Origin of the sequence: Enterocloster citroniae (assembly GCF_040545455.1) — a bacterium.
GTDB classification, from domain to species: Bacteria; Bacillota; Clostridia; order Lachnospirales; family Lachnospiraceae; genus Enterocloster; species Enterocloster citroniae.
Window position 1 is genome coordinate 332,853 of sequence record NZ_JBEPLZ010000001.1, and the last position, 25,996, is coordinate 358,848.

The 25,996-nt window shown below is 51.0% G+C and carries 18 protein-coding genes; 2 read left to right on the forward strand and 16 right to left on the reverse strand.

From position 1 onward, the window contains the following. Window positions 1–73: 73 nt before the first annotated feature. The 6 genes from ABID13_RS01495 to ABID13_RS01520 form a co-directional block, all read right to left on the reverse strand. Window positions 74–2,161 (reverse strand): PTS sugar transporter subunit IIC/EAL domain-containing protein, encoded by a 2,088-nt coding sequence (locus ABID13_RS01495; RefSeq protein WP_048930590.1) that lies wholly within the window; start codon window positions 2,159–2,161, stop codon window positions 74–76. A 70-nt stretch (window positions 2,162–2,231) separates the two neighbouring features. Then, on the reverse strand, window positions 2,232–3,284 hold the full coding sequence (locus tag ABID13_RS01500) for an ABC transporter permease (RefSeq protein ID WP_048930589.1): 1,053 nt from the start codon (window positions 3,282–3,284) through the stop codon (window positions 2,232–2,234). Next, window positions 3,281–4,954, reverse strand: a complete 1,674-nt coding sequence (locus ABID13_RS01505; protein ID WP_007863577.1) for a coiled-coil domain-containing protein — start codon at window positions 4,952–4,954, stop codon at window positions 3,281–3,283. The genes ABID13_RS01500 and ABID13_RS01505 overlap by 4 nt, the downstream gene beginning before the upstream one ends. Window positions 4,955–4,960: 6 nt before the next feature. Then, complete coding sequence (locus tag ABID13_RS01510; RefSeq protein ID WP_007863575.1) at window positions 4,961–5,803, reverse strand: carbohydrate ABC transporter permease; 843 nt, start codon at window positions 5,801–5,803, stop codon at window positions 4,961–4,963. Further along, the gene (locus ABID13_RS01515) at window positions 5,800–6,657 is read right to left on the reverse strand and encodes a carbohydrate ABC transporter permease (RefSeq protein WP_048930588.1); all 858 of its coding nucleotides are present in this window, start codon (window positions 6,655–6,657) and stop codon (window positions 5,800–5,802) included. Before ABID13_RS01515 ends, ABID13_RS01510 begins: the two co-directional genes overlap by 4 nt. Continuing rightward, window positions 6,620–8,878, reverse strand: a complete 2,259-nt coding sequence (locus ABID13_RS01520) for a type 2 periplasmic-binding domain-containing protein (RefSeq protein ID WP_048930587.1) — start codon at window positions 8,876–8,878, stop codon at window positions 6,620–6,622. Before ABID13_RS01520 ends, ABID13_RS01515 begins: the two co-directional genes overlap by 38 nt. A 162-nt stretch (window positions 8,879–9,040) precedes the next feature. Between ABID13_RS01520 and ABID13_RS01525 the strand changes: the two genes are divergently transcribed. Further along, window positions 9,041–9,724: a response regulator transcription factor gene (locus ABID13_RS01525; RefSeq protein WP_007863571.1), complete on the forward strand. Its 684-nt coding sequence runs from the start codon at window positions 9,041–9,043 to the stop codon at window positions 9,722–9,724. Continuing rightward, window positions 9,721–11,043, forward strand: a complete 1,323-nt coding sequence (locus tag ABID13_RS01530; RefSeq protein ID WP_007863570.1) for a sensor histidine kinase — start codon at window positions 9,721–9,723, stop codon at window positions 11,041–11,043. The genes ABID13_RS01525 and ABID13_RS01530 overlap by 4 nt, the downstream gene beginning before the upstream one ends. A gap of 82 nt (window positions 11,044–11,125) precedes the next feature. On the opposite strand, the gene ABID13_RS01535 is transcribed toward ABID13_RS01530, so the two are convergent. The 10 genes from ABID13_RS01535 to ABID13_RS01580 form a co-directional block, all read right to left on the reverse strand. Further along, window positions 11,126–13,219 (reverse strand): HelD family protein, encoded by a 2,094-nt coding sequence (locus ABID13_RS01535; protein ID WP_048930586.1) that lies wholly within the window; start codon window positions 13,217–13,219, stop codon window positions 11,126–11,128. Next, complete coding sequence (locus ABID13_RS01540) at window positions 13,212–14,060, reverse strand: helix-turn-helix domain-containing protein (protein WP_007863568.1); 849 nt, start codon at window positions 14,058–14,060, stop codon at window positions 13,212–13,214. The genes ABID13_RS01535 and ABID13_RS01540 overlap by 8 nt, the downstream gene beginning before the upstream one ends. Before the next feature lie 177 nt (window positions 14,061–14,237). Beyond that, window positions 14,238–16,358, reverse strand: a complete 2,121-nt coding sequence (locus ABID13_RS01545) for a glycoside hydrolase family 36 protein (protein WP_048930585.1) — start codon at window positions 16,356–16,358, stop codon at window positions 14,238–14,240. Window positions 16,359–16,364: 6 nt separating this feature from the next. Next, on the reverse strand, window positions 16,365–17,207 hold the full coding sequence (locus ABID13_RS01550; protein ID WP_007863565.1) for a carbohydrate ABC transporter permease: 843 nt from the start codon (window positions 17,205–17,207) through the stop codon (window positions 16,365–16,367). A gap of 10 nt (window positions 17,208–17,217) precedes the next feature. After that, a complete protein-coding gene (locus ABID13_RS01555) occupies window positions 17,218–18,120 on the reverse strand; it encodes a carbohydrate ABC transporter permease (protein WP_045093399.1) in 903 nt (300 codons plus the stop codon). 85 nt (window positions 18,121–18,205) lie between these two features. Beyond that, on the reverse strand, window positions 18,206–19,534 hold the full coding sequence (locus tag ABID13_RS01560; RefSeq protein WP_007863562.1) for an ABC transporter substrate-binding protein: 1,329 nt from the start codon (window positions 19,532–19,534) through the stop codon (window positions 18,206–18,208). Between the two features lie 186 nt (window positions 19,535–19,720). Next, window positions 19,721–21,292: a response regulator gene (locus ABID13_RS01565; RefSeq protein WP_048930584.1), complete on the reverse strand. Its 1,572-nt coding sequence runs from the start codon at window positions 21,290–21,292 to the stop codon at window positions 19,721–19,723. Further along, window positions 21,293–23,107 (reverse strand): cache domain-containing sensor histidine kinase, encoded by a 1,815-nt coding sequence (locus ABID13_RS01570; RefSeq protein ID WP_048930583.1) that lies wholly within the window; start codon window positions 23,105–23,107, stop codon window positions 21,293–21,295. Continuing rightward, window positions 23,091–24,425 (reverse strand): ABC transporter substrate-binding protein, encoded by a 1,335-nt coding sequence (locus ABID13_RS01575; RefSeq protein WP_161797501.1) that lies wholly within the window; start codon window positions 24,423–24,425, stop codon window positions 23,091–23,093. The genes ABID13_RS01570 and ABID13_RS01575 overlap by 17 nt, the downstream gene beginning before the upstream one ends. 196 nt (window positions 24,426–24,621) lie before the next feature. Then, window positions 24,622–25,953, reverse strand: coding sequence for a DUF6034 family protein (locus tag ABID13_RS01580; RefSeq protein WP_143111240.1), 1,332 nt, complete (start codon window positions 25,951–25,953; stop codon window positions 24,622–24,624). Window positions 25,954–25,996 lie beyond the last annotated feature (43 nt).

Sequence of the window (25,996 nt, forward strand, 5' to 3'; positions counted from 1 at the left end):
TTCGGCAAGGTATACATACGTCTACTTAAATATTATCATGCAGGTAGACATATGTCAACCAAAAAGCCGGGAATCAGATGTGCTTCACATATTCGATCAAGTCCTCCAAGGGAATGGGTCTGCTGTAATAATACCCCTGATAGATTCCGCATCCCAGCTGTTCCAGCACCGTGACCTGGTCTTCGGTCTCCACACATTCAGCCACTGTTTTTACCTTCAGGATGCGGGACATATTTACAATATTTCCCACCAACTCACAGGTCTGGGCATGGCCCGGAAGGCGCTTGATCAGGGATCCATCGATCTTTACCTCATCATAGTCAGCCGAGTTCAGATAATTCAGCGAGCCGTGTCCCATGCCGAAGTCGTCCATACTGATACGGATGCCGGACTGTTTCAGCCGCCTTAACTGCTCTTCCAGATTGGGACCCGGATTCAGGGCAACCTGTTCCGTCAGCTCAATGGTCATGTATTTCCCATCCACATCCATCTCCTTCAGGATCCGGTTCACATTCCCCGCAAAGCCGGGGTCCTCCAGCTGAAGGGGCAGGATGTTCACGGAAAAGGGGATGGGGTATCCAAGCTCCCGCTCCGCTTTCTTCATATCAGCGCAGGCCATGGACACAATGGTCAGACCCAGTGAATCGATAAAGCCGCTCTGGGTAGCCAGTGCAATGATCAAAGGGGGATAAATGTATGTATTGCCCATATAATTCCAGCGCAGCAGCGCCTCACACCCGTACAGTGTTTTATCATAGTACATCTGGGGCTGATAAAACAGCTTCAGCTCCCCTTTTGTCAGGGCATACTGCAGGTCGGATGTGAGCAGCTTTGCCGTCTGACGGTTCTCATAGGTCTTCCAGTGGAAATCCCGTACCCACACCGAGTGTTCATCCCGGCTCATGGCTGCTTCCAGGTCCTTGATCTTTGCCAGGAATTCCCCCTCCTGTATCACCTCGCTGTGGCGTACAAAGGGAATGTATATCAGTGTCCCCACCACAAGGTTAAACAGCTGCAGCAGGCTTCCCCTCACAGACCCGGTGGCCATGTACCCGCTGAACAGGACAGGTACGGTCCATTCCACGCTCCTGGATGCCACCGGCACCAGATGAAGGGACATGACCAGTCCGCTGATCACAGAGAGCACCATGGGGGTCAGGATAAAGGGCAGGATCATGTCCGGGCTGAATATGATAGGGAAACCAAACAGTACCAGTTCATTGATATTAAAGATGACCGCGGGCAGGGACAGCTTTGCCAGGCGCTGGTTGTTCTTTTTCCTGGCTGACAGAAACAGGGCCAGTACCAGGCACAAAGCACAGCCGCTTCCCCCCAGGAATACAAAGGTGTCCAGAAATGTCTTGCTGAAAATGCGGGTTGGCACCAGCCCCTGGGCCGCCATCCCCTGGTTAACGGCCACCTCGGATTCAAACAGCCGGCGGGATACCGCCTCCAGCGTGTTGGTTCCGTGGATCCCGAAAAACCACAGCACATGGGATATCAGGATATAGAGGAGCATGGAAAAAAGGCTGTTTCCCATATGTTCAAACAGCCGCATAAAAAGGTAGGAGCCGAAGTTCATAATATTGGTATCCTCAAATACCAGGTACAGGAGCAGTCCCGTGATGCCGCTGATCCCAATGGTGGCCACGGCGGGGAGCAGGCTCTGCATGGAAGCATTAAAATGGTATGCCACGCCCATGGTGTATAGCCTCTGATGGCCTGAGACCCACCGGTAAAACACGGTGAGGATAAAACAGCTGGCCAAAGCAATGCAGATCGCGGTAAAGCTCCACTCCGGCCCCCATATGGAAAGCCCTCCTGTGGGATAGCAGAATGCGATAAAGGAACACAGGGCCACGGCGGGGAAAAATACATGGGTGCTGTCATAAACCCGTTGTTCCTCCCCGTATGCATAGGCGATCATCAGTATAAAAATAAAGGAAAGGGAACCAAAGGTGGCCTGGTAGACTCCCATCAGAAAGGTATGTATGACTCCTCCTGCCATGGAAGCCAGGTAGACCTGCCATACCTCCACGGGAAAATGCATGACCACCATGGAGAACGAACCCATGATCAGGAAGGGTATGGTCAGCAAAAGCCCCTGCCTCACAGAGAAAATAAATATATTTTTATTCAGAAACCTGCGGATTCGCTCCATAAACCCTCCCCATACCTGTTATCCAACCAAACAGGCACCACAAACAGCATTTTATAAAACCATATCCCTATTATACTCTAAATCCGTTTCCTTTCCACCCCCATTTCATACAGTGAAGCCAGATTATTCCTCCTGTCCCTGCTGTCAGGCAGCAGACAGTGCATACAAACAGCCTTTTTTTCAGATCATCCAGCCACTGCACCTGATACGCTTCCCCCATGCGTTCCATGTCGGACTGCAGTTCCCCAAACTTCCTGGTCCAAAAATCAAAATCAGACCATCTGGTGGGAATGATATCCCCGGGTATCCCAAACCCCAGCCGCCATATAAGGAATATGCCCGCTGCCAGCAGCAGTATCCCAGCCCCGCCGGAACACATTCGGTCTCTCACCCCCAGGTCCGGCTTGACTGCTTTTTGGCAAAACCAGAGGGCAGACGCCCAAAGCGGCAGGAGAGACGCCATGCCGGCTGCGGCGAAAAAAAGAGAGCCGTCCACACAAACATACCCTCTTTTCATTCCATACCGGTACAAAAACCCTTCCGCCTTTGTCTTTGCGGAAGCGCCCTTCCCATAATCCATAAGGAGACAGCGCATCCCCTCCTCCTTTTTTGCAGGGATCAATATAACGCAGTCCGGGTCATCCGTAACGCCCCTGACAATATATGGCCTGTCCCTGCAGACCACGCGTTTGCCTGTCACCTCCACCGCCCCGAACAGGTCCATGGCCAGACCCTTACTGATGACACATCCCTCCCTGTCCGTCCTGTAGCCGTATGTCCCCTGTTCCAGCTCCCGGCAGGAAGCCAGTTCCATCAGGCCGTAAACGGACAGACAATCCGCTTTTTTGTCCCTGCCCAGCTCAAGGTTTTGCACCTTTACCTCCTCAGCCAGGGACCAGGCTGTTAGTTCCGGATAAACGCTTCCCCCTTGATCCTCCCTTTCAGTTCCGGCCGTCTCTCCCTGCTCCCGGCCGAGGGCCCGGTCCAGTTCCTCCGCCCTGGGTCCTTCCCCTTCCCGGTAATACATAAAAATACGGCCGTCTGCTGTGTTCAGACTCAATGCCTGTATCCCCCCGTATCCCCACAGGGTCACCAGAACGAAAAGTATGATCCATTTTCTCATGATTCCACCACCCTGACACGGTCCCCTTCTCCCACACCTTTGTCCGACTCTGTGATCAGTTTCATCTCCGGTGTAACGGCGCCTGAAACAGCTGCAGCAGTGCTGCTTTTTTCCAGTACCTCCAGCCCGATCCTCACTGCCGTCATCTCCTCCCCCAGTATGGTCCTCTTTGGTTGGACAGCCAGGCAGAAAAATCCGGTGTTATCCTCCCTCAGTGCTCCGATGGGGATCACACAGGAGTATGCCCCTGATTCCATGTTTACCGCAAAGGATGCACTGCCTCCCAGGCTCCCCTGTCCCTGAGGCATGGCGGCTGTGACCTGTGCTGTTTCGTCCTCCGGCATCTGGTCAACGGACGTTATCTCCGCCTCCACACCGGCCTGCTGTCCCAACAGCTTGACCGTCATTTTGGCTCCTGGTTTTAAAAGGCCGGCTTTCTCCTTATCCACCTGGGAGGTCAGGTTTAAATTTCCCACTGCCAGCTTGATCTGGCGCCCGGATTCAATCCTGTCCCCCGCCTTCAGGTCCATATCAGCCACTACGCCCTCCACACTGGAACTGATCTGTCCTTTGTCCGCAATCAATTCTTCTATTTTTTCCAGTTTTCTCTTGATCTGTTCCATATCCAGCTTCATGGATTCCTGTCTCAGCCTGGATATCTCCCTCTGGGCAGCTTCCCCCGCAACAGTACCTGCGTCAGATACCCTGGCGTTCTCCAGCTTTTCCATGGACTGATACAGTCCTTCCTCCAAGTCCTGTATTTTTCTTCTGGCTTCCTCCACCTTGGCGTCCTCCGCCTTCACGGCATCCTCATATGCCTTGCGCAGTTCCTCTTTGGCGTTCTCAGTCCCGTAATCAATATCCTCATATGTCTCCTCGGCAGCATACATCTTTGCCCTGGCCTCCTCCACTGCCAGATCCTGCTCATCCCGGATATCCTCCAGATCCTCCTCGGCCCGTTCAAGTTCCAGGGCCGCTTTCTCGATCTCCTGCTGGGAGGCGTCCTCCTGCTCCTCCAGCCGGTCCAGTTTTTTCTGCTTATCCTCTACCTCACGCTCCCCCTTTCTTACCGCGGAATCCCTGGCTACCTGCGCTGATTCATAGGCCCTTCCGGCGCTTTTCATGGCTCTGCGGTTGTCCTCCCTCACCTCTTCCCTGGTGCGGTTCTTTTTTTGAATGTAATCATGTTCCAGATCAGCGGTAGCTGACGCATGCTTTTCCTCAGCTTCCGCCAGGTCCTGCCTGCCTAGTTCCAGGGCCCGCTGTGCCGCCGCTACGGACTGGGCGGCCAGGGCCTCTTCGGTCAACCGTGGGACCGGCACAGAGGAGAGCCGCTCCTGCTCAAGGGCCAGCCTGGCCTTTTCAAACTCCACGGAAAGTTTTTCACGTTCCTCCTCCAGACTCTCCATCTGCAGACAAAGGATGGCCTCCCCCTTTAAGACCATCTGCCCGGAATGCTTCAGTATGTCCCCCACCTGGAGATTTTCAGGAAGTGATATGTATGCCATTTTGTCTGCCGTAAATGTCCCGTCCCCCTCTATAAGATACGGGACCACTCCCTGTTTTCCGTATCCTACCTGTACCCTGGTGACCGTGACGGAATCCAGGGCCCTGGACAAAAAGGTCAGAGCCGCCATAAGGGCCAGAAATGTAATTGCTGCTTTCTTCATGTTCATTCACTCCTTGATTCCTGATGCGGCAATCCCCTGCTCCAGTGATTCCTGTCCCATCATAAAAAGGACCACGGGAAGTACCATCATGATAATGGACGCAGCCCACGCCACCCCTGCCTTGTCGGATGTGATCTCCGGCAGGTAGAGGGACAGGGGCCACAGCCGCTTTTCCTTCAGGAATGTCATGGGCTGCTCAATGGCATTCCATGTTTCCAGAAATCCCAGGACCAGCATGGATACGATCCCAGGCTTTCCCACCGGAATCCCGATCTTCATAAAAATAGCCATTTCTCCTGCCCCGTCCAGGCGCGCCGCCTCAAAAAGAGGCCTGGGAATGGATTCAAAAAATTTTGTCATGATAAATACCGGGAATGCGGAAAAGATACCCGGCAGAATGACTGCCAGGTGGGTATTCAGCAAATAGAACCTTTTTAGGACCAGGTAATTAGGCACCATGGTCACCTGAAACGGCTGCATCATGAGAATGATGTAAAGAAGGAACAGGGCTTTTTTTCCCTTAAACTGAAAACAGGCAAATCCCCAGGCGCCTAAAAGCGCAACCACCAGCTGCCCCAGCAAAACCATGCCGGTCTGGAAACAGGAGTTCCAGAACATGACGTAAAAACCAGGGGAATCGATGAGTAATTCCACCAAGGGTCTTAAGGTGGGGTATTCAGGGAGAAATACAGCTTTTACAGGAGCATTTCCCATTCCAAATATAGCGCCGAAGCGCTGAAGCATTTCCCCCTCGGACATAAGCGCATTTCCTGCCATCAATAAAAGGGGAACCCATATGAAAAGGCATATAAAGATCAGGGCCGCCCTTACCAGGAAACGTTTGATCATTTTTTATTCCTCCGCCGGATCCATATAATCACCGGAATCAGCACCGATGATTCGATCATCACTGATGCAGCGCTCATCTTCTGGATATCCAGCGAGACAAACCAGTTATTAAACAGGTGCTGCATCATATAAATACTCTCATGGGGATAATCCCCGGAAATAAGATATGCCTCCCGGAATACCTTAAAGGAATTGATAATGGAAAGCACGGTCACCAGAAATGCAGTGCTTTTAAGGCAGGGTAATGTGACGTAATAAAAGATCTGCCGGGAACCTGCTCCATCCACCCTGGCTGCTTCATAAAGCTCCAGCGGGATCCCATCCAGACCAGCCAGCCAAAGCATCATATCATACCCTGTATTTTTCCATATGTAGGTAAATACCAGGACATAAAAAGCGCTGTTCTGGTTAAGCCAGTCCCTGGTCCCAAATCCCAGTATTGCCACCAGCTGGTTTAAGAGTCCCTGAGGATAAAACAGAATTTTCCACAGCAGGACCACTGACGCAACCGGGATCGCCAGGGGCAGCAGGATCGTGGTTTTATACACATTCCCCCCCTTAAAGGCAGCTGTTACCAGGACAGCCGCCCACAGGGAAAACGCCATCAGGGACGGTATGCATACCAGGATAAAACGCAGGGTATTCCTCACAGCCAGGCGGAATGCCTGACTGTTCCACACCTGGACAAAATTTTCCAGGCCCACGAACCGGCCTCCCACGGCCTGGTAGAAGGAACGCATCACCACATCCGCAAAAGGTATGAGGACAAACAGGGCGGTCCCTGCCAGGCTGGGTGCCAGAAACAGCCATGGCTTTTTATTCTGAGAAATACAGATTCGCTTTGTTCTGGGCATTCTGGGCTGCCTGTTCCAGTGAAAGGCTCCCTTCAAAGTATCCTTTGGTCTCATTGATTATGATCTCCGTCAACACGCGGTCTGTTCTCACCGGCTTATTGGCCCTGGACGCCGCATCAAATATCATACGGCGTTCTTCCTTTGTGGGCCAGGCACCTGCTATTGTGTAGCCGTCTTCACCGCCGCTGACACTGACCATAGCGCTGCTTGAGTCTTCCCTTTCCACCCACGCCTCTGCGGCCAGGGCATTGACGGGGAGTCCGTCCGCCAGGTCGCTGGACTGGACCTCCACGCTCAGTACGTAGAGAACAAATTCCTTTGCCAGGTCCTTTCTTGGGCTGGCGCTGTTGATTCCCACAACACCGGAGGGAAGATAGGAATCCTTCAGGTTTTCCATTTTAAATCCGTGGTTTCTCTGCACGGCCAGGGGAAGCAGGGTGTCAAACATTCCCCGTATTTTATCAATGGCAATAGCGCTCCTGCCCCGGTCCACACTGTCATACTCGCTGTCCATAAGGCCATCCGCTCCAATGGATCGGTTATAGATACGTCCTCTTCCCCCGTCCTCGGATTCGTCAAAGTCCGCCCTGGCGCCGCAGGCATCGCCCAGCACCTTCACGGTTTCCAGCAGCTCCTGGATCTTCCCCGGACGCGGCCTTCCCGTTTCACTGTCCACGATCTCCTCATAGCAAAGGCTCAGTATCTGGCGCGTCAGATTCTCATATTTTGTCTTGGTGCGCAGCGGCAGATGAGAGGGATCGCTCTGATATTCCCTCATGGATTCCAGGGATGCAAGGCTGTCTATGGCCTCCTGGTCCCCATACGTGGCGAGAAGTATCATTCTGGTGGGGATCTGGTAGATGCTGCCGCTGTCCTCTGTGTACGGTCCTGCAATCTGTCCCATCAGTTCCCCTGACGCGGTCATGGGTGCCAGCAGGTCTTTCATATCCTCAAGCACTCCCTTTTCCATATAGGACTGAACCGGAAGCCCGTCAAGGACCAGGATATCCGCTCCGTTTCCGCCCAGCAGTTCCGTGTTCAAAGATCTTATGGTATCCGAGTCCGTGGTCCCCCCGCTGTCTGTTTGTCCATCGATCAGCTCCACCCTCACGTCCGGGTGCGTCAGCTGGAACATGGAGGCTGCCTGGCGTATGGTATCCGTGCTTTCCAGGTTAAGGCCATATACGGTCAGGTTCTGGCAGGGCACGGAGGGCATCTCAGGATCATATGTGTAATGCTTGATCTCACTTTTATCGGACTGCTGCAGCCAGACGTAAAAATCATTCTCAGCGCCCACGAACAGTTTCCTGGCATACGCGCTTGGAAGGCTCAAAGAGTTAAGAGTCCCGTCAGCCACTGTCTCCCATATGCTCCCCCCGGGATTCATGTGGTGGATCCCCTGGGAATTGACCGTAAAGATCCCCCCGCCGCCGTCATGGGCAATGGGCAAAAACTGATCATAGACTGAGCTTTGATAAGGGATCTCCTCTTTCGGGGATGCGGATCCGGTGGTGATATCATATACCAGATACCCGTTAGACCCGTTTGTTATATACAGATGATCCAAAAGAAGTCCTGATTCCTTCCATTCCGAGGAACTCCATTCCTGAGGCAGGGAAACCAAACGCTCTCCCTGAGGGCTGTATACATTTGTCTCTCTGCTGCCGGACAGGAAAATGCTCCCATCCTCCGCCACTGCCACGAAATCCGGCCTTACCTCATAAAAACCGCGTTCATGTTTGACGGAAAACACATCCTCCAAAAGCTCCTGTGGTTCCTTCCCCTCTGCCAGCTTCAGCAAATGGAACTTATAGTCGTCTCCCTTTGGGAAGACCGCGTACCGGTAACCGTCCTGCCCATAGACCACATGGAGAATACCGAAGGGGATCTCAACCCCTTCCAGCAGGCTCTTTTCTTCCCTTTCCCAGTTTCCGCCGGCCCATCTATACCGCCTGGCCGTACCATCCTTAAGCGTATACAGTTCCAGAATCTTATCCTGTGTCTGAACCATGTCAGCAATGATTTCCCCTTCTTCCAGGGGAATGCTGATCGTGCTTTCCGCATATCTTCCCTTTGGTATGTTCTCATCCCGTCCGGCACCCGCGTTCTTTGCAGCCCGGGAAGCTCCGGTTTCCCCGGTCCCCGCAGGAGCCGAGCATCCCCACAGGCCGCCCGCTGTCAGGCACAGTGCAAGGCAAAGGCTTATTAATTTTTTTCTCATATTATCAGTCTCCCTTTTGTCCATTTTCATTTCACCAGTATCATATCAGGTAAATCTCTAAAACATCTGAAAAACTGGTAAAATTTCTTTTAGGTTTTTTAGAGATTTCTCTGTTATAATGTGTTTGGATCTTATTTAGATTAGAATAACGGGGAGCGTATCATGAGAATTTTGCTGGTTGAAGATGATAAAGAACTTTGTGAAGCCATTAAGCTGCAGCTGGAAAAAGCGGGGTATGAAACAGACTGCTGCGGTTCCGGTCAGGAAGCATTTTATTATGCCGCGGAATTTCCATATGATGTGATCCTGCTGGACCGGATGCTGCCCCAGATGGACGGGCTCAGCGTGCTCAACGGCCTTCGCCGGATGGGTGTTGCCACCCCGGTCATCATCACCACTGCCCTGGACGGGATCAATGACAGGATCGATGGCCTGGACGCGGGGGCGGATGATTATCTGGTCAAACCATATGCGCCCGGGGAACTCCTTGCCCGGATCCGCGCCGTCACCAGACGGCCCGGAAAGCTGGAGCCAACCCGCGCGAAAGCCTATTCCAATATAAGCCTGGATCCGGAAAAGCGGGAACTGACCGGACCGTCAGGCATGGTCCAGCTGAGCAAACGGGAATCCGCACTTATGGAATACCTGATCCGCAATGCAGGGCAGATCCTGACCAGAGGAATGATCCTCTCTTACATATGGGGGCCTGACTCCGAGGTGGAGGAAGGAAATCTGGACAATTACGTCTATTTCTTAAGAAGGCGCCTAAAATCTGTAAATGGAGCCGTACAGATCAAGACCATACACGGAACCGGTTACCGCCTTGAGGCAGGAGGCAATCCATGATCAAAAAGCTTAGAAGGAATCTCACCGGGCTTTATACCATAACAACGGGTTTGATCCTCACCCTGGTAGTGGCGGGAATCCTCATTGTAAATGCCAGGGAATTTGACAAAAACACCCTGGACGCCTTTCAGAATCATATATTAAACATCACCTCCAGGCTCCAGGCCGGTTCAACCATCAGCTGTACCTGGCTGGCCCAGCTGGAAAGCGGCAGCAGGCTCATCATACAGATTGAGGACAATGGGATCCCCCTGCTCTACCCCGGTTCCTGGAATCCTTTAAGCGGCAGGGCGGGGCTGGTCCAGCGGGCCAAAGAGGGCGCGCTGGCGCAGAACATTGATTCTTCCAGGCGTCCCGTATCCTCCTCCCTGCTGCGCACCTCCGTTTTTACAATCACAGGAGATCACAATGATTCCTACCTGGCCAGTGTTCTGGTGCTTCCCACCCGGTCGGGCTTCCAAAGCCTGACCCTTCTGGCTTATAAAGATCCGGCCTCCTCCCTTTTATACAGCCAGGGGATCCTGTTCCTGTTCCTCAACACCGCGGGGATTGCCGCCCTGATGCTTGTGAGCTGGTTCCTGGTGGGCAGATCCTTAAAACCCATTGCGGAAAACCAGAAAAAGCAGAATGAATTTATTGCTGCTGCCTCCCATGAGCTGCGTGCTCCCCTTGCGGTGATCCGCTCCAGCCTTTCTGCCATTGCGGCTGCGCCGGAAAAACAGGAGCATTTTATGAAAAATATCGACATGGAATGTTCACGTTTATCCTTTCTGGTAAATGACATGCTTGTCCTGGCATCTGCAGATGCCGGGACATGGACGGTCCAGACAGACCGGCTGGACATGGACACCCTGCTGATCAGCGTCTATGAACGGTTTGAACCCATGTACAACGACAAGGGGGTGTCCCTTTATCTGGACCTGCCCGAATCCTCCCTTCCGGCGATCACAGGTGATGGGAACCGCCTGGAACAAGTCCTTTCCGTCCTTTTGGACAACGCCCTCAGCCACACCCCCGCAGGACGGGAGGTCCGGATTTCGGCAAGGATACAGCAGGAAAGACACCGTTTATCCGGAACGAAAAACAGCCTTTGCCTGACAGTGTCAGACCAAGGCTGCGGTATGGATGATGAGGTGAAAAAACATATATTTGACCGGTTTTACAGGGCGGACAGCGCCAGAAGCGACAAACTCCATTACGGCCTGGGCCTGAGCATTGCCAGGGAACTGGTCCTGCTCCACGGCGGCTCCATCAGCGTATCCGACTCCCCCTCCGGCGGGGCATGCTTCTGTGTGCGGCTTCCCATGGGGCACTGCTAAGGCACCTGTGGGAGCGGCTGCATCTGCAAGGTAGTTTTGGCAAAATACAGCAATGGATGCTTAAAGAAACAAGGACGGGAATCTAATCAATGAATCCCGTCCTCTTTCCTGAAAATGTAAGTGTCAGCCTGTGCATGGCCCTGGTGCAGGCTATGTAGAGCAGGCTTCTGTCATGGTCTGTCCTGTAGTTCCTGTCAGAGGCATGTGGTACAATGACCTGGTCAAATTCCAAGCCCTTGGCCATCTTCACCGAGGTAACGGATATACCGCTGCTGAACCTGGTACTCTCCGGTTCGATCAGATGCACCTCAAATTCCTCTGAAAGAAGATCATACAGTTCTGCGGCCTCCCTGTGGGTTTTCAGGATAATGCCCAGCGAAGCATTGTCCCCTGACCTGAAATCCCGTATCAAATCCATGATGCGGCACAGCTCCTCCTCCTCATTCCTGCATGAGACCAGCCCGGGAACATCCCCATGGCGTTTTACCGGCTCCAGACCGGATGCAGCCCGGATATGGCCGGCAAATGTCATGATTTCATACGTGGAGCGGTAGCTTTTATTTAGCCGGACAAACTCCGCCCCCTCATACAGATGAAGGAGATCCTCCAGGGTGTGAAGGTGGTTTGGGTGGATGAACTGTCCAAAATCCCCCAGTATGGTTTTCTGGCAAGGAAACATCCGGTTCAGGGCAGCGTACTGGACCGGCGTATAGTCCTGCATCTCATCAATAACCAGATGTCTGGTGATCCCGCTCTCCTTAAGCCCTTCAAAGGCCGCGTGAAGGTACAGGAAGGGGTAGACATCCGCCCATTCCAAAGTCTTTTTGTCAGCCATGACAAACAGTTCCTTTTTCCCTATCTTTTCATAGAAATCCCTGTAAACAGCCAGTGTGTTCTTCATGGTCAGCATGGAGGCAAGGCTTTTAAGGATCCCCCCCTGCCGGGGCAGTTCATCCTTCATGATATTCTCTGTGTCAAAGCGGTCCCGGATATCATCGGCAACCATCAGAAGCCTCCGTTTAACCGGAAAGGTTCCATATGCCTTAAACCGCTTTCCGATCCATTTTGCATCTGCACGAAATCTTCCAAAGGTATAATCCTTTGGCGCAAAGACCATATCCGGCAGCATCTCTATATAAGCATCCATAAGACGGACAAAATCCAGGGTGGATTTAAACCGTTCCCTCTCCCCCCGTCCCGGGTCACTACTCCGGCTTTTGCCCCGGCTTTCACCTGGATCACCACTCCGGCTTTCATCCGCATCCCCTTCCTGATCCAAATCCTGTTCCGGCTCAAACCCCATCCGGCCCTCCAGCTGGATCTCTGCCAGTTCCTCAAAGCTCAGTTCATAGATCGGTTCCTCCCCCAGCTCCGGTATTACGTTGGATATATAATCCCCAAATACCCTGTTGGGGGACAGGATGGTTACATTTTTAGCGCTCAGCCTGTTTTTAAACCGGTAGAGCAGGTAAGCGATCCTATGAAGAGCGATGGAAGTCTTTCCCGATCCCGCAACTCCCTGTATGATCATGGTCCCCTGGTTCTCATTGCGGATGATCCGGTTCTGTTCTTTCTGGATGGTGGAGATAATGGATTTCATTTTTTCATCCGAGGTATGGCTCAGCTCCTTTTGCAGCACGTCATCCTGGATATGGGATGAGGTTTCCAGGGCATACTCCATTTTCCCGCCCCTGATCTTAAACTGCCGCTTTTTTGTCAGCTCTCCCTGGATCCTTCCGTCCGGGGCCTGGAAAGCGGCCGGTCCCACCTCGCAGTCATAAAACATGCCGGATACAGGCGCCCTCCAGTCAAAGACCAAAGGTTCCCTGTCATGGTTTAAGGCAAACCGCCCGATGTAATAGGAGAAGGGTTCCCCCTGCCCTGCTTCACAGAAATCAATCCTTGCAAAGTAAGGGGAATCCTTCAGTTTTTTCAGCCGTTCCAGTATTTCCACCGCCATGGCGCCGGTGCGGTCCGTCTGTTTTAAAAGAAGCTCATTCTGAAACATCTCATGGGGATCGATGTCCCCTCTGTGCTCCGCCATGTAGCGCTTGGTGTCCATGTATTCTCTGTCCGATTTTTGGACGGATTCCTTTGCCTGTTCCAGGGCCTGGCCGATCCTTTGATGAACCTGCCGCAAATGCCTGGACTCTTCTTCCAACACGCTCTCACCCATCCTTTTGCACCTCCTGTGAAAGGACAAACCGCTGGGTGGGGTAACCGTATTCCTCCAAAAGTTCTGCCTCCGCAAACCCCAGCCCCTGTATCTCCCTTCGCTGTCCGTTATCCGCCTTGTCCCCTTCCCTGAAGGTGGTAATGCTGATTTCCTGGCCTGTCAGCAGTTCTCCCATTACCTTGTCCAGAAATGCCCTGGGAATCCCCATTTTCCTGTACAGGGGATGACATCCCATAAAATCAATGCTCCCTGTGTCCCAGGAAAACAGCAAAATTCCCACAGCAGTCACCCCGTCCTTTACGATCAGCGCCTGGTTTGTGCGTATCCGCTGTCTCAGCACCTCCATGTACGTATCCTCCTGCAAGTTGGGAAAGCCATCGATCACCAGCCGCACCAGCTCCATCCAGGCGGGTATGTCCTCCTTTGTGGCATACCGGATATCCCATGCCCTGTTTTCCGGCCGCTTCAGCATATCATACCTCCCGTCAAACTCAAACTTTAACTGCAGGGGATAGAATTTTTCCTTTTCCCTGTATTTGTTGGGCGGTATTTTATACATGGATGTAAAAGCATTGGTAAAGGCCTGCTGGCTTTGGTAACCGGATAAAAGCGCGATCTCCACAATGGACTTTTCCGAAAACACCAGAAGCTTTCCGGCCTCGGTCAGCTGCCTTCTCTGGATGTAGTCATGTATGGTCAGTCCTACCGTGTGGGAAAACACCCGGTGCAGATGGTATTTGGAATAATGGACCGCCTGTGCGATCATGTCCAGATCGATCTTCCTGGTGAGATTGGCTTCTATATAATTTACAGTCAATATGATTTCTTCAATGGGCTGCAAGCTCCATCACCTCCTTTTAAGTTGAGCGTGCTCTCCGGGATTCTGAGAGTACACATTGGCAATGCTCCCGGAAACTCCAGGTACAAAGAGTTTCCGAGAGCACTCGGTTATTATTATATACAAAAACATGGAGGTTGTCTTAAGAAATCTTGCGGTAGCATAAAAACCGGATTACAGTTAATCCGCTGTTTCCAGACGGAACAGCCTTGCCGTATACTCCTTTGGCATTTTCACGGAAAAGCTTCCGTCTTCTTTATTCCACACAAACTCCGACTTATACTGTTCCCCACAGGGATAGATCTGGCTCAGTGTTGCGTCCCTTCCCTTCAGATGCGTTACCGGTATGGTCCGGCAGATCTGATCCGATGTCCTTCTCCACACCGCCACATAGGAGGTTTTGCCGCACCTTAATCCCAGGGCCGACCATGGATCCATGTAGTGGGAGAATCCCAGGGGCCAGAACGGCAGGGAAGCCTTTATGTGGCCGCGGATGCTCTTATAACAGCTGATCGCCTCTTTGATCAGTTCCACCCTGGAATCCGACATGTTCAGTATATGGCCGCTCTGGTGGATCCTGAGAAGGATTGCATTGACCATGTTGAATATGGTCTCCTCCTCGTCCCCCTCCGTCATGGGATAGGACCAGATCGCTGCCTGCTCAGGCGTCAGGCCGGAGGGCGCATTGGCGGCAATGGTTGCATATTTGATGTAATCCTCCTGGTCGCTTGTGGACTGGATACTGTGACGGCTCAGCATGGCGTAGTCGATCCTCATACCGCCGCTGGAACAGTTCTCGATCACCAGGTCGGGATATGTTTCAAATATGGTGTCCAGCCAGCTTAAATATGCCCTGTTATGCTGGAGCAGTCCGTCTCCAAAGCTGTCCGCCCCTGTCTCTGTTCCGATCCCAGGTTCAATGTTATAATCCATCTTAATGTATCCTACCCCGTACTCCCTTACCATACGGTCTATCACTTTGGTCGCATGTTCCCTTACCTGGGGGTTTCTGAAATCCAGCTGGTATCTGCTTCTGTAAGCCACCTTTTCCCCATGGCGCCTGAAATACCAGTCATCCGGTACCTGGGAAGCCAGCGGGCAATTGACCCCCATTACCTCTATCTCCAGCCAAAGCCCGGGCACCATGCCGCAGGAGCGGATATAGTCCATAACCTCTTTGATGCCTCCCGGGAATCGCTCATTGCTGGGCATCCACTGGCCCACGTTATCCCACCAGTGCCCTGGGGAGTACCAGCCGCAGTCAACGCAGTAATATTCACAGCCGATCTCAGCCGCCCGTTTGATCATGGGAAGTTCCTTTTTTGTGGTTGGGTCCCCGAACAGGCAGTTCATATAATCATTAAAGATCACAGGAAGGTTCTCATCATCCGCGTTTTTCCTCCGGATACTCCTTCTGTATTTTGTCAGCTCCGCCCAGGCCTTGTCCATTCCTCCAATCGCAGAACCCACTGCTGCGGTGACGGTTGTAAAGGATTCTCCAGGGTTTAACCGGATCCACCAGTGGTTGTGCAGCTCGGTGGGGCCGCTGAGTTTTAAATAATACTGCCCGTCCTCATCGCTGATCTCCCAGTACCAGGAACCGTTGTGCTCGATCTGCCAGAATAAACCGCTGTTCATCTCCTCATTCCGCAGATATCCCACGGGCAGGTACTCCTTGGTAGACCAGGAGCCGGTGTTCCCGATCCCAATGGTTGTGGAGGAACGGTGGAAATCCTCGGGCTGGGCCAGGGACATGCCCAGTTCATCCAATGTAAACTCATTCCAGTGGAACTCCTTTTGCCAGCCATTTCTGGGAAGGAACAGCTTCATCTTTTTGTCCGCATTCTGAAGCCCCTCCTTTGTAACGCCTGTCAGGGCAAAGGAGGACAGATACTCGATCCCCCACGCCTTATCCCCTTTGTTCACCACCTGGCTCCAGGAACGGACAATGGATATCCCGTCATAAAACTGCATATGGCTGTGCACCTCCAGCCCGGTAGGCTGGTCAAATGTGATGATCTCCAGTTTTCTTCCGTTCTGATTCCTGCAGTCTTTAAAATCCTTAAATTTCAGGCGGCAGCCCGGCGCTGTCCTGACATAATTATCCCCGTGGAGCTTGCCCAGCCGGTTAAGGCCGGTCACGGACATTTCCACCAAGGTAAAGGGCAGCAGCCCGTTCCTGGATACCAGATCCTTTTCTTCAAAGGGAAGGGCGGAGAAATGAAGCAGCTTTATCTCCTGCTCATCCGTTAGTTCCATTACCAGATTTATGTTGTTTTCACTGATCTCTATTCGTCTCATCTTAACTCATCCTTTCACAGATCCGCTCATCAGGCCGGATAAAAAGTATTTTTGCATAAAAAGGAATAAACATGTGACCGGGAGCACCGCCACAACGGATGCTGCCATCAGGCCTCCCCAGTCTATGATATTGGAGCCTTTAAACAGCATGATCGCAGGCGTCAGGGTCCTGTATTGATCCGTGGAAATAAAAATGTAACCAAACATAAATTCATTCCACGCCTGGATAAATGCGTACAGCCCTGTGGACACCAGGCTGGGTATGGATATGGGCAGTATAATCTTAACCATCATCTGAAACTTGTTGGTCCCGTCTATTTCCGCCGCTTCCTCCAGCGTAATGGGCACTGTGTCAAAGAAACTGCTCATCATGAAGGTACAAAGAGGAATGACAAACGTGGTGTAGGACAAGATCAGTGAGATATAGGATTCCAAAAACCCGAAGTTCCGCATGATCATATAAAGGGGGACCAGCAAAAGCACACCGGGGATCATCTGGGATACCAGCATGGCGAAATTGGATATCTTGATCATCCGTTCCTTATAATAACGGCTGAATGCATAACCGGCCATGACGGCGATCACCATGGACACAAAGCATGCAATGATGGAAACCAGAAAACTGTTCTTAATGTATTTTAAAAATCCTGCTGTGTAGAGTACTTTTGTAAAGTTCTTAAGCGTAGGCATCCTGGTGATCAGGGAAGGGAACGCCGACCGTATCTCCGAATCCGGTTTCAGCGCGGAAAGGATCATCCAATAAAAAGGGAACACGCAGATGAATGCAAACAGTATTAGCAGCAGATAGGAAATAATATTTATATAAAATCTTTTTTTCTTGCTGATCATTCTATACCTCCTATTCCAGGGACTCGCTGATCTTCATTCTCTGCCTGTAATACACCACAAATATAACTGCCATCACTGCAAACATCATGGTTGAAAGGGCGGATGCAGCGCCTACGTTAAATTTCTTCATGGAGTACCTGTAGATCATAATGGGCAGTGTCTGGGTTGCATAATTGGGACCGCCCTCTGTAAGGATCCATATAAAATCAAAGTTGATCGCGGTCCAGATAATGTGCAGGAAAACAATCACCAGGGACACGGATTTCAGCTGAGGAAGGGTGATATAGAAAAACCGTTTAATGACACCTGCCCCGTCAATGGCGGCCGCTTCCATCAGGTCACCGGAAATGGACTGCATGGCTGATAAAAATGAAATGGTATAGTAGGGAAAGGATCTCCAAATATTGATCAGGATCACCACAGCCATGGCGTATTTTGCATCTCCCAGAAAATCGATGGGACTGCTTGTTATATGTAAGGTATTAAGCATGAAATTGACAATTCCGAATTCCGTGTTAAGCATCCAGTCCCAGGTCATGCCTGCCACAATGATGGGAACCAGCCATGGTATAAAGATCATGGTCCTGAAAAACGCCCTGCCCCTAAACTCCCTGTTTAAGAGGATTGCCGTAATCATTCCCACAAGATACTCCCCCAATACGGAAAAAACGGTCCAGTATATGGTATTGACCACGGTCTGCTTAAACCGTTCATCCGCCATGATGGTCTTAAAATTATCCAGCCCCGCAAATCCGGTGCCCGGCTTGATCAGGCTCACGTGGAAAAAGGAGTCGTGGACCACCTTTAAAAGCGGATACCCTTTTAAAGAAACCAGAAAAACCAGAGCCGGCAGGATCAGGATCAGAACTGTCATTTTTTTTCTTTTGCTTCTGGTCATTTTACTTATTTTCAAGGAACATCTCCCCCTCGTCTTGATGAAAAAATGTCCCAAAAGCCAGATTATATTTACCACTCAGCTTTCGGGACATTACCGTCTGCTATTTACTCAGTTCCCCGGTGTCTGACAGGGATGCATTGACCGCATCGCTGAGCCATGCCGCTGCCTCCTGCGGGGTCTTTCCCTCCTGAAGCACCTTGGCAATGGAATCGTTCATGGCCTGCGTCACGCCGGCAAGCGTAACCCCCGGGAAGGAGATCCCTTCCGCCCCAATGTCAGAAAATCCTTTGCTCCATATACTCTCAGAATATACATCGCTTCTGGGAGATCCGTAAGCCCATACTTTTTCCTGCCACTCTTTTCCTGCAATGGCCTTCATCAGTTCCACGGCGCCCTCTTTATTCTTGCTGTCTTTAAAGACAAACATTGGTTTGCACTCCATGTATGTGTATGGTTTGCTCCCCTCAGGGTAAGGAATGGCATAAGCGCCCATGTCCTTCATGGTTTCCGGGTTTTGGCTTTCCTTATTTCTCAGCCAGTTGCCGGACACATGGGAGGAAACCAGCCCTGTACAAAGGTTCTCATCTGTCTCTTCCCAGGTCCAGTTCCTGGCGCTGGGATTTACGATCCCCTTGTCAATCAGATCCTTGTAGAACTGGAATACCTTGGCAGCCTTGTCCAGCTGGTCCGGATTTTCATTCCATGTGTTTTTATACAGTCCGTCCTCCTGAAGAGTGGCGATCTCCACGCCGCTCTGTGCCAGATACACCAGCAGCTCCTGCGCTGCGCGCACGCCGCTTCCCGTGATCTCAAAGGGATATTTACCCTGGGCATCGTAGTAGCCCTCCATGTTCAGCAGGTCCTCCCAGGTAGCCGGGACCTCCATGCCTGCTGCTTCAAAGTCACCTTCATGTACCAGGAACGCGCGGACCGACATTTCATATGGCATTGCCACCACCTGGCCGTCCATGCTCATGGCTTTCACAACCGACTCGCTGAACACGTCCTTTTCATCCCATGCATTAAATTCATCCGTCAGGTCCTCCAGGATCCCCATGTTGTAAAACTCTCCGATGTATTCGGGAAGCCCCCATGCGCAGTCGGGCACATTCCCCCCTGCCGCTGCGGTCAATACCTTTTCGTGAAGCATATCGTAGGTGAAGTTTGTACAGTTTACCTTGTACCCGGTCTCCTCCTCAAACTTTTTGATCATTTCCAGGGAATAAGTCTCTTTATCACTTCCCGCTGTCCACTGGGTCCACACCTCTATGGTCTGACCCTCTCCCTTTTTTGCAGTGTCCTGCTGTCCCTGTCCGGACGTGGAAGCCGCCTCGCTTTTAGGTTCCTGGGTCTTCTCAGGAGATGAGCCGCATGCTGCCAGTGAAACCGCCATGGTAAGAGCCAATACAGAAGCCATCACTTTTTTCATATTAAATACCCCTTTCTTCTCCATACATTATATTTGATCTTTACTTGATCCTGTATCTGATCCGTATCATTTTGTATGCGCATACATTTTTGATAAACCGACCATACCACACCCTCTGTTCTTCTGCAATAAAAGAGGAGACGCCTGTTAAAAACGCCCCCTTTTTTATTAAAAATACCCCTTTTCTCACATTTTATTTATCTTCTTATAATTGATCGGGCTTTCCCCGTAATACTGCCTGAATTTCTCAGAAAAACTCTTTGCATCATTATAGCCCACCTTCCTGGCCAGCTCCTGGGTGCTCATCCCGCTGTTTTCCAGCAGCAGCTCCAATGCTTTCTGCATTCTCACCTCAACCAGGTAATCCTTAAAATTCTTACCTATCTTCTGCTTAAAAAAGGAACTGAAATAATATTGGTTCATAAAAAAATGCTGTGACAGTGATCTCAGGTTGATCTCCTGGTCATAGTTCTCCCTGATATAGAACTTGATCCCTCTAATAGTCTCATTTTCATTTCCGAGATTGGAAAACACGGTTTTTTCCACAAACTGTTCCAGATAACGCAGAATCATTGCCTTTACCTTTTGAAAGGTGCCAACGCTTCTGATCCCTGACACAAATCCTTCATACGTATGCCTGTCCTCCTCATCCAGACGGCAGTAATTCCCCAGTTCACGAAGCAGCTCCATGAGAAGGGCCACGCACCTGTTTTCCGCAACCACCCGGTTGCCATAGTGAAGTTCGCCGATCAGCTCCAGGCATTGCTTCAGCTGATCCAGCCACATGTCATCGCGCAGGAGGATGGCCTTTACCAGTGCAGAGTACGCCTCGTTGTAGTCGTCAAAGGAATGGTGGTATTCCTTATTGATCCTGTCGTAGATGATCACCGGATCCTGTTTGAAATAGTACAGGTTACAGGCAAATGCAGCTGTTTTATAAGCAAATTTAAGATCTGATAAGCTGTCCGTCCGTTTGCCAATACCGGCGGTCAGACGGATCCCGTACTCACGTTCCATGGTCCTGATCAAAGCCTTCACATCCGTCAGGATCGTTTCCTCCTGATTTTTTCCATAGAAAAATATCATGTTGCAGAAATCCGCCTCCCGTTTCAGGCAGAATCCGTTTTTACGCTTTACCGCATGATCCTCGATCTTTTTAAACACAGTAAACCTTAAAAGTTCAAACTCGCTGCGTTTTTTCTCCGCCCTACCTCTGTCTTCCACGGCGGAAAAGCACACCCCCGTGTAGCTGGCATCTGATGTGGGCACCCCCATTTGCTCAAACTTTTTATACAGATCCTGATACTCATATTCTGATGTGACCGCCTTGAAAACAGCCTGTGCGCTTTTGGCATCCTCCTGCAGATACTCCAGGGAAAGGTTATCCTTTAACGCCCGTTCCGCCTTTATGATTGAAAGCTCCAGTTCCTCCTTTGTCACAGGCTTCAATAAATACTCGATCACACCGTACCGGAGCGCCTGTTTCGCATACTCAAATTCCTGGAAAGCGCTTAAAAAGATAACCTTGGACTTAAGTCCCTTTTCATTTATGTACTTGATCACATCGATTCCTGATTGATGGGGCATGGAAATGTCTGAGATAATAATATCCGGCGACATCTCATCGATCTGGCGGATCAGCTGCTCCCCGTTCCTGGACGTGCCGATCACCTGGGTATTTAATTTCTCCCAATCCACCATCTTCATCAACCCCTTTATGATAAGCGGTTCATCATCTGCTATCACCACTGAAAACATCTAATCTCCCTCTCCTTCTCCATAGTAGACCGGTAATTTCACATGCACAAGAGTGCCCAGCCCCGGCGTGCTGTCAAGCCGGATCCCATAGCAGTCGCCAAACTGCAGCTTGATCCTGTCCTCGATATTCTTAAGGCCAATACTGAACCTGCGTTCCTCTGTCCGTTCCTGGATCACGGTTCCCTTTAAGACGCCGTTCACATAAGCCAGCGTCTCCCCGTCCATTCCCACCCCATCATCCAGAACGGTAATCTCCAGGTATCCCTGTTTTTTCTCCGTATAGACAGCTATGCTCCCCTCTCCCCTGGGTGAGATCCCGTACTTGACGGAATTTTCAATAATCGGCTGCAGGGTCAGGCGCGGTATCCTGCATTTTAAGGTCTCATTTTTCCCGTTGATCTCCAGCTGAACGGCATTCTCATACCGGATCTGTATAATGATAAAATAATTCCGGATACTGTCCAGCTCCTCCTTCAGGGTCACCAGGCTTCTGGCATCCCCGATCAGATAACGCATCTGGGCTGACAGGCTTTCCAGCATCAGCGCCGTATCATGGTCATCATTGGTAATGGCGGACATGCGGATCGCATCCAGTGTATTATACAGGTAATGGGGCTGTATCTGGGCCGTCAGCGCTTTGATCTGGGCTTCCTTCTGGCGGATCTCCGAAATATAGACCTTCTCTATGTGCTTTTGAAGCTGTTCCGTCATATTATTCAGCCCCTCCGCAAGAACTCCCAGTTCATCATTGGACCTGATATCCACACGGGTCTCCAGCTTTCCCGCCTTGATCTTATCCATGGCGTCTTTTAACAGCCGGATCGGCTTTGCGGTGGTCTTTGAGTTAAAATAATACAGGATCATCAAAAGGGCAATACTCACCAGCACCAGGTAAACGGTGCTCCGGATAATGGACTGATACGTCTTTTCCAGGTTTGAAAAGGGAAGCTTTTCCACCACGGCCCAGTCCGTCTGTTTCATGTTGTAGCCGATATAATACATCTGGTCTGATTTCAGGCAGAATTTACGGTCTTCGGGCGAAAAATCCTTTTTCATTTTCCCATAGTCCTCCGCCGCCTCCGTGCCGCTGTAATTGCTGTAGATCAGGGCGTCCCTGCCCCAATCGCAGACAAAGATATGGTCATTGCCCACCAGACCTGCTTCATCTATAATGGTCTGGAAGCTGTCCGCGCTTACATCAATGTATAAGGTGCCCAGTATCTCCCTGCTTGCGGATTCAATGGAGCGCGTGTTCATGATGTTCCGCACATAGGTAAAGTTCTCTTTGGAAGAATTAAAATAATACTCCGTGCCATGGGTGGGAATGATGGTAACCGCGTTTTTCTCAGGAACATAATGGGCATTTCCCCATTCATCCATGAGCTTTTGGTTTACGATCTTCTCCGGTGCCTTGGTGGAGGAATAGACCTTTCCCTTTGTGTCAATAAAATACACATGGTTAATGGAGTCATTCCTGTACAATATCTTTTTCAGGGCGTCCTCCACCAGATTTTCCCTTAAAATATCCGAGATAGCGTCATTGGTCATGATCTCATAAAAATATCCGTAATCATCAGCCTCATACTCATAGAGGTACTTGCTGTGATCACTGATCTCCTCCAGCAGCACCGCTATGTCGTCATTGATGCCCTTTGTGATCTGGGATGCGTTGTGTATGGCGGTCTCCGTTACCTTGTCAATATTCTTTTTAAATACAGTCAGACTGATGACCATAAATGGAAGAAAACCCAGACCTAAAAATGCGATCACCGACTTTGTAAAGATACTGATATATCTTTTATTTTTCCTTTTCACTTGTCTCACTCCACTTTGTATTGAGATAACGGGCAGTTTCCTCCACTGTCATGGAATGGCCCAGGAGCAGATACAGCGCCTTGGACAACTCCCCCCTAAAACTGCCGGAAATATGATCGGCATCCAAAAAAGACTCCTCTTTCCTGGCATAACGGTAATCAATGATCAGATATTGCTGCACGGATGGAGCCGGATACAATACCCTTTTTTTCGTGGTCTGGAATCCATACATGGATTTCAGGATCCCCCGGTAATTTTCATCCTCAAATAAAAACTTCAGGAACCGCTCCGCTGCCTGATACCGGGCCGGGTCCTGGGCACACTCCTTGGAAATGGCCAGCTGGGAACCGATCTCCCTTGTGGCCACCATATCCCCGTTTCCTGTGGGAACAAAAAACCATGCCAGGCGTACCGTACTGCTGTCATCCTCTATCTCCACTCCCATGTTGTCTTTTGTGGAACTCATACAGTCCGGATCCGCCAGTATGATATTGGCGATAAAACTGGGTTTTGTGTAATACATCGCAACCTGGGAGTCCAGGAACTGGGAAATGATCTGGCTGTCATTCATATACACGGAATCCTTCAGCACATACCTGCTGTCCATCAGACGTTCAAAATCCCCCAGCATGTCCATGTAGCCGGGAGCCGTAAAATCCGCGGAACGGATCCCCTGTTCCCCGGCCCTTGGAAGCACATTCTTCTGATAAAAATAATTCAGCCAGTAGGCAATGCTGTCCTCCTTTGTCCCGCCGCACATCAGGGGCACCACCCCGTGGCTGCTGAGGGTTCGGCATATTTCCAGAAATTCCTCATAGGTCTGGGGCGCCTGAAGGTGATACTTTTTAAACAGCACCTGATTATAGATAATGCCGTATGTGGTTGTATAGAGGGGAACTGTATAGACCGTCCCGTTCCTATAGACCGGTTCCTCTATGAGACTGCTGACAGACGGCGGTATGGGACCAAGACGGTCATTGGCCACGTAACCGTCCACATTCTGTATCTCAAACAGATCCGGAAATTCATTTAAGGCTTCCTTGACCTTTAAGCTCTCCTCATAGATCCCGCTTCCCCCATCCTGCAGTTCCAGATCTATGTCCGGGTTCTCATTCTCAAACTTACTGCAAAGGTCGTCCATTACAAGGGACCACGTGATATCGTCCCTGGAATAAAAAACCTTCAGCTTTATCTTCTCCAAACCGGCTTCCGTCCTTGCATCGGTTTCGGGAACCTGGACACTTTGGGAACAGCCGCATAAACTAACAATCACACACGCGGCTACTGCGGCTAATCCTCTCTTCACCCTGTTTTTCATCTTCTTATTCTCTGCTCCTTGCCATTTGATCGGCTGCCTTTGGTCCGGATAAGGGCATCCGGGCATCACCGGGATCATGCAATATACTCGAAGTGCGGACCAAAAGATCCGGCCCGCACTTCGAGTATAGCAGTTTTATCATATCATCTCAAGAATAATCCATCTCAGGTCCGCAAATGGTTTATCCGCACAAAAGTCAATCAGCCAAAATCTGTCCGTCATCAGCCCGTATGGAAAGGATGCGCCCTTCCGGCTCCTGCCTGGCGGTCCAGTATACGGTCTCCCGGCTGCCCTCCGTGGATGTAAGGAAGGGTGTCTTTTCAAGGCTGCCGTAAAAATTCCATACAGGGATCAGTTCCAGTTCCTCCTTTGTATCATCCTTTGGAAGGGAGAAGACATATTCCAGTTTTACACTTTTAACATTTACATACACCTCCTCCATTGTGGTCCCTTCACCGGCCATGGACGTCTGTGCAGCTGCCCCGCCACTGCTGCCGGGGGTAAAATAGTCTTTGCAATACTGCTCAAAGAGTTGGTGCACGGCCTCAAAGGGCAGCAGAAACTCTCCGCCTCCCACCTCCTTTATCTCCTCTTTCCCAATGATCTTCAGCTGGTTCAGGGTTCCGTCCTCACCGTAAAACACGTCAATATACGGGCCTTTTATGTATGAGTTTCCCAAAAGGCTCACCTCCGGCCTGGTGCAGCTGATTCCCCTTACCACCGGCGTAAAGGAAACACAATAATCATTCTCCGACCATGACCTGCCCCTTAACTCATAATAAGATTCCCTCCATCTTCCCCGGCATATCTGATAATCCTTAAAGCCAATGGCCCGGATCAGCGCTTCCGCCTTTTCCTCCAGCTGTGTGCCCTTTTCTTCCGGCTGTCCTTCCATAGTCTCTCCCGTCCCAAAAATGCGGGCAGGTCTGGACGTGCTGCGGCCGTCATTCTCCGTTTTTGTAACCCAGATAATGGAGGTGGGGAATGTGATCTCCTCCCCCATTGTCTGGTAAGAAATCATGTATTCATCTTCCGATGGGCTAATCCCCCTGGCTGTGGTGCTGGTCCCTGTCTGTTTTAACAGTTCCTCCGTTCCCTCCAGCGGAACCGGCTGCAGTGATTCGCTGTGCTCCTCTTCCCATTTAATACCCATCTGGTCCTCCAGGGCTTTCTTCACCGCAGAATACTCTTCGTTTGTAAAATTCACGGAGCCGGAGGTTCCTGAACCGGCTGCCCGCACATCCGGCACTGTTACAAGTGCATCCGCTGAAAGGAGCAGTCCGTCCCCCTTGACCTCTGCCTTATAATATTCCGGTGCCTGTACCTGTTCCTGGATCTGTTCCCCCTCAGTACCCCCGTTCTCTGTACCCGGAACACGTTCCTTGTTGTGATCCCCGGTCTGCTGCCCGGAAACAACATCCGTCTCCTCACCGATCACCTTTGGCTCCTCCGTTCCCCCGCAGCCCCCAAGAAGAACTGCGGCCAGGACCATGCTCAAAAGAAGGGACCGTTTTTCTTTCCGTTTCACTGTCTCTTCACTCCTTTTCTCTTTGATAAGCCCATTGTATCCG

Coding starts and splice junctions, on each gene's coding strand:
- ABID13_RS01510 (WP_007863575.1), bottom strand. CDS start 5,803: ATGATCAAACGTTTCCTGGTAAGGGCGGCCCTGATCTTTATATGCCTT.
- ABID13_RS01530 (WP_007863570.1), top strand. CDS start 9,721: ATGATCAAAAAGCTTAGAAGGAATCTCACCGGGCTTTATACCATAACA.
- ABID13_RS01505 (WP_007863577.1), bottom strand. CDS start 4,954: ATGAAGAAAGCAGCAATTACATTTCTGGCCCTTATGGCGGCTCTGACC.
- ABID13_RS01515 (WP_048930588.1), bottom strand. CDS start 6,657: ATGCCCAGAACAAAGCGAATCTGTATTTCTCAGAATAAAAAGCCATGG.
- ABID13_RS01575 (WP_161797501.1), bottom strand. CDS start 24,425: ATGAAAAACAGGGTGAAGAGAGGATTAGCCGCAGTAGCCGCGTGTGTG.
- ABID13_RS01565 (WP_048930584.1), bottom strand. CDS start 21,292: ATGTTTTCAGTGGTGATAGCAGATGATGAACCGCTTATCATAAAGGGG.
- ABID13_RS01495 (WP_048930590.1), bottom strand. CDS start 2,161: ATGGAGCGAATCCGCAGGTTTCTGAATAAAAATATATTTATTTTCTCT.
- ABID13_RS01560 (WP_007863562.1), bottom strand. CDS start 19,534: ATGAAAAAAGTGATGGCTTCTGTATTGGCTCTTACCATGGCGGTTTCA.
- ABID13_RS01520 (WP_048930587.1), bottom strand. CDS start 8,878: ATGAGAAAAAAATTAATAAGCCTTTGCCTTGCACTGTGCCTGACAGCG.
- ABID13_RS01535 (WP_048930586.1), bottom strand. CDS start 13,219: ATGGGTGAGAGCGTGTTGGAAGAAGAGTCCAGGCATTTGCGGCAGGTT.
- ABID13_RS01545 (WP_048930585.1), bottom strand. CDS start 16,358: ATGAGACGAATAGAGATCAGTGAAAACAACATAAATCTGGTAATGGAA.
- ABID13_RS01550 (WP_007863565.1), bottom strand. CDS start 17,207: ATGATCAGCAAGAAAAAAAGATTTTATATAAATATTATTTCCTATCTG.
- ABID13_RS01500 (WP_048930589.1), bottom strand. CDS start 3,284: ATGAGAAAATGGATCATACTTTTCGTTCTGGTGACCCTGTGGGGATAC.
- ABID13_RS01525 (WP_007863571.1), top strand. CDS start 9,041: ATGAGAATTTTGCTGGTTGAAGATGATAAAGAACTTTGTGAAGCCATT.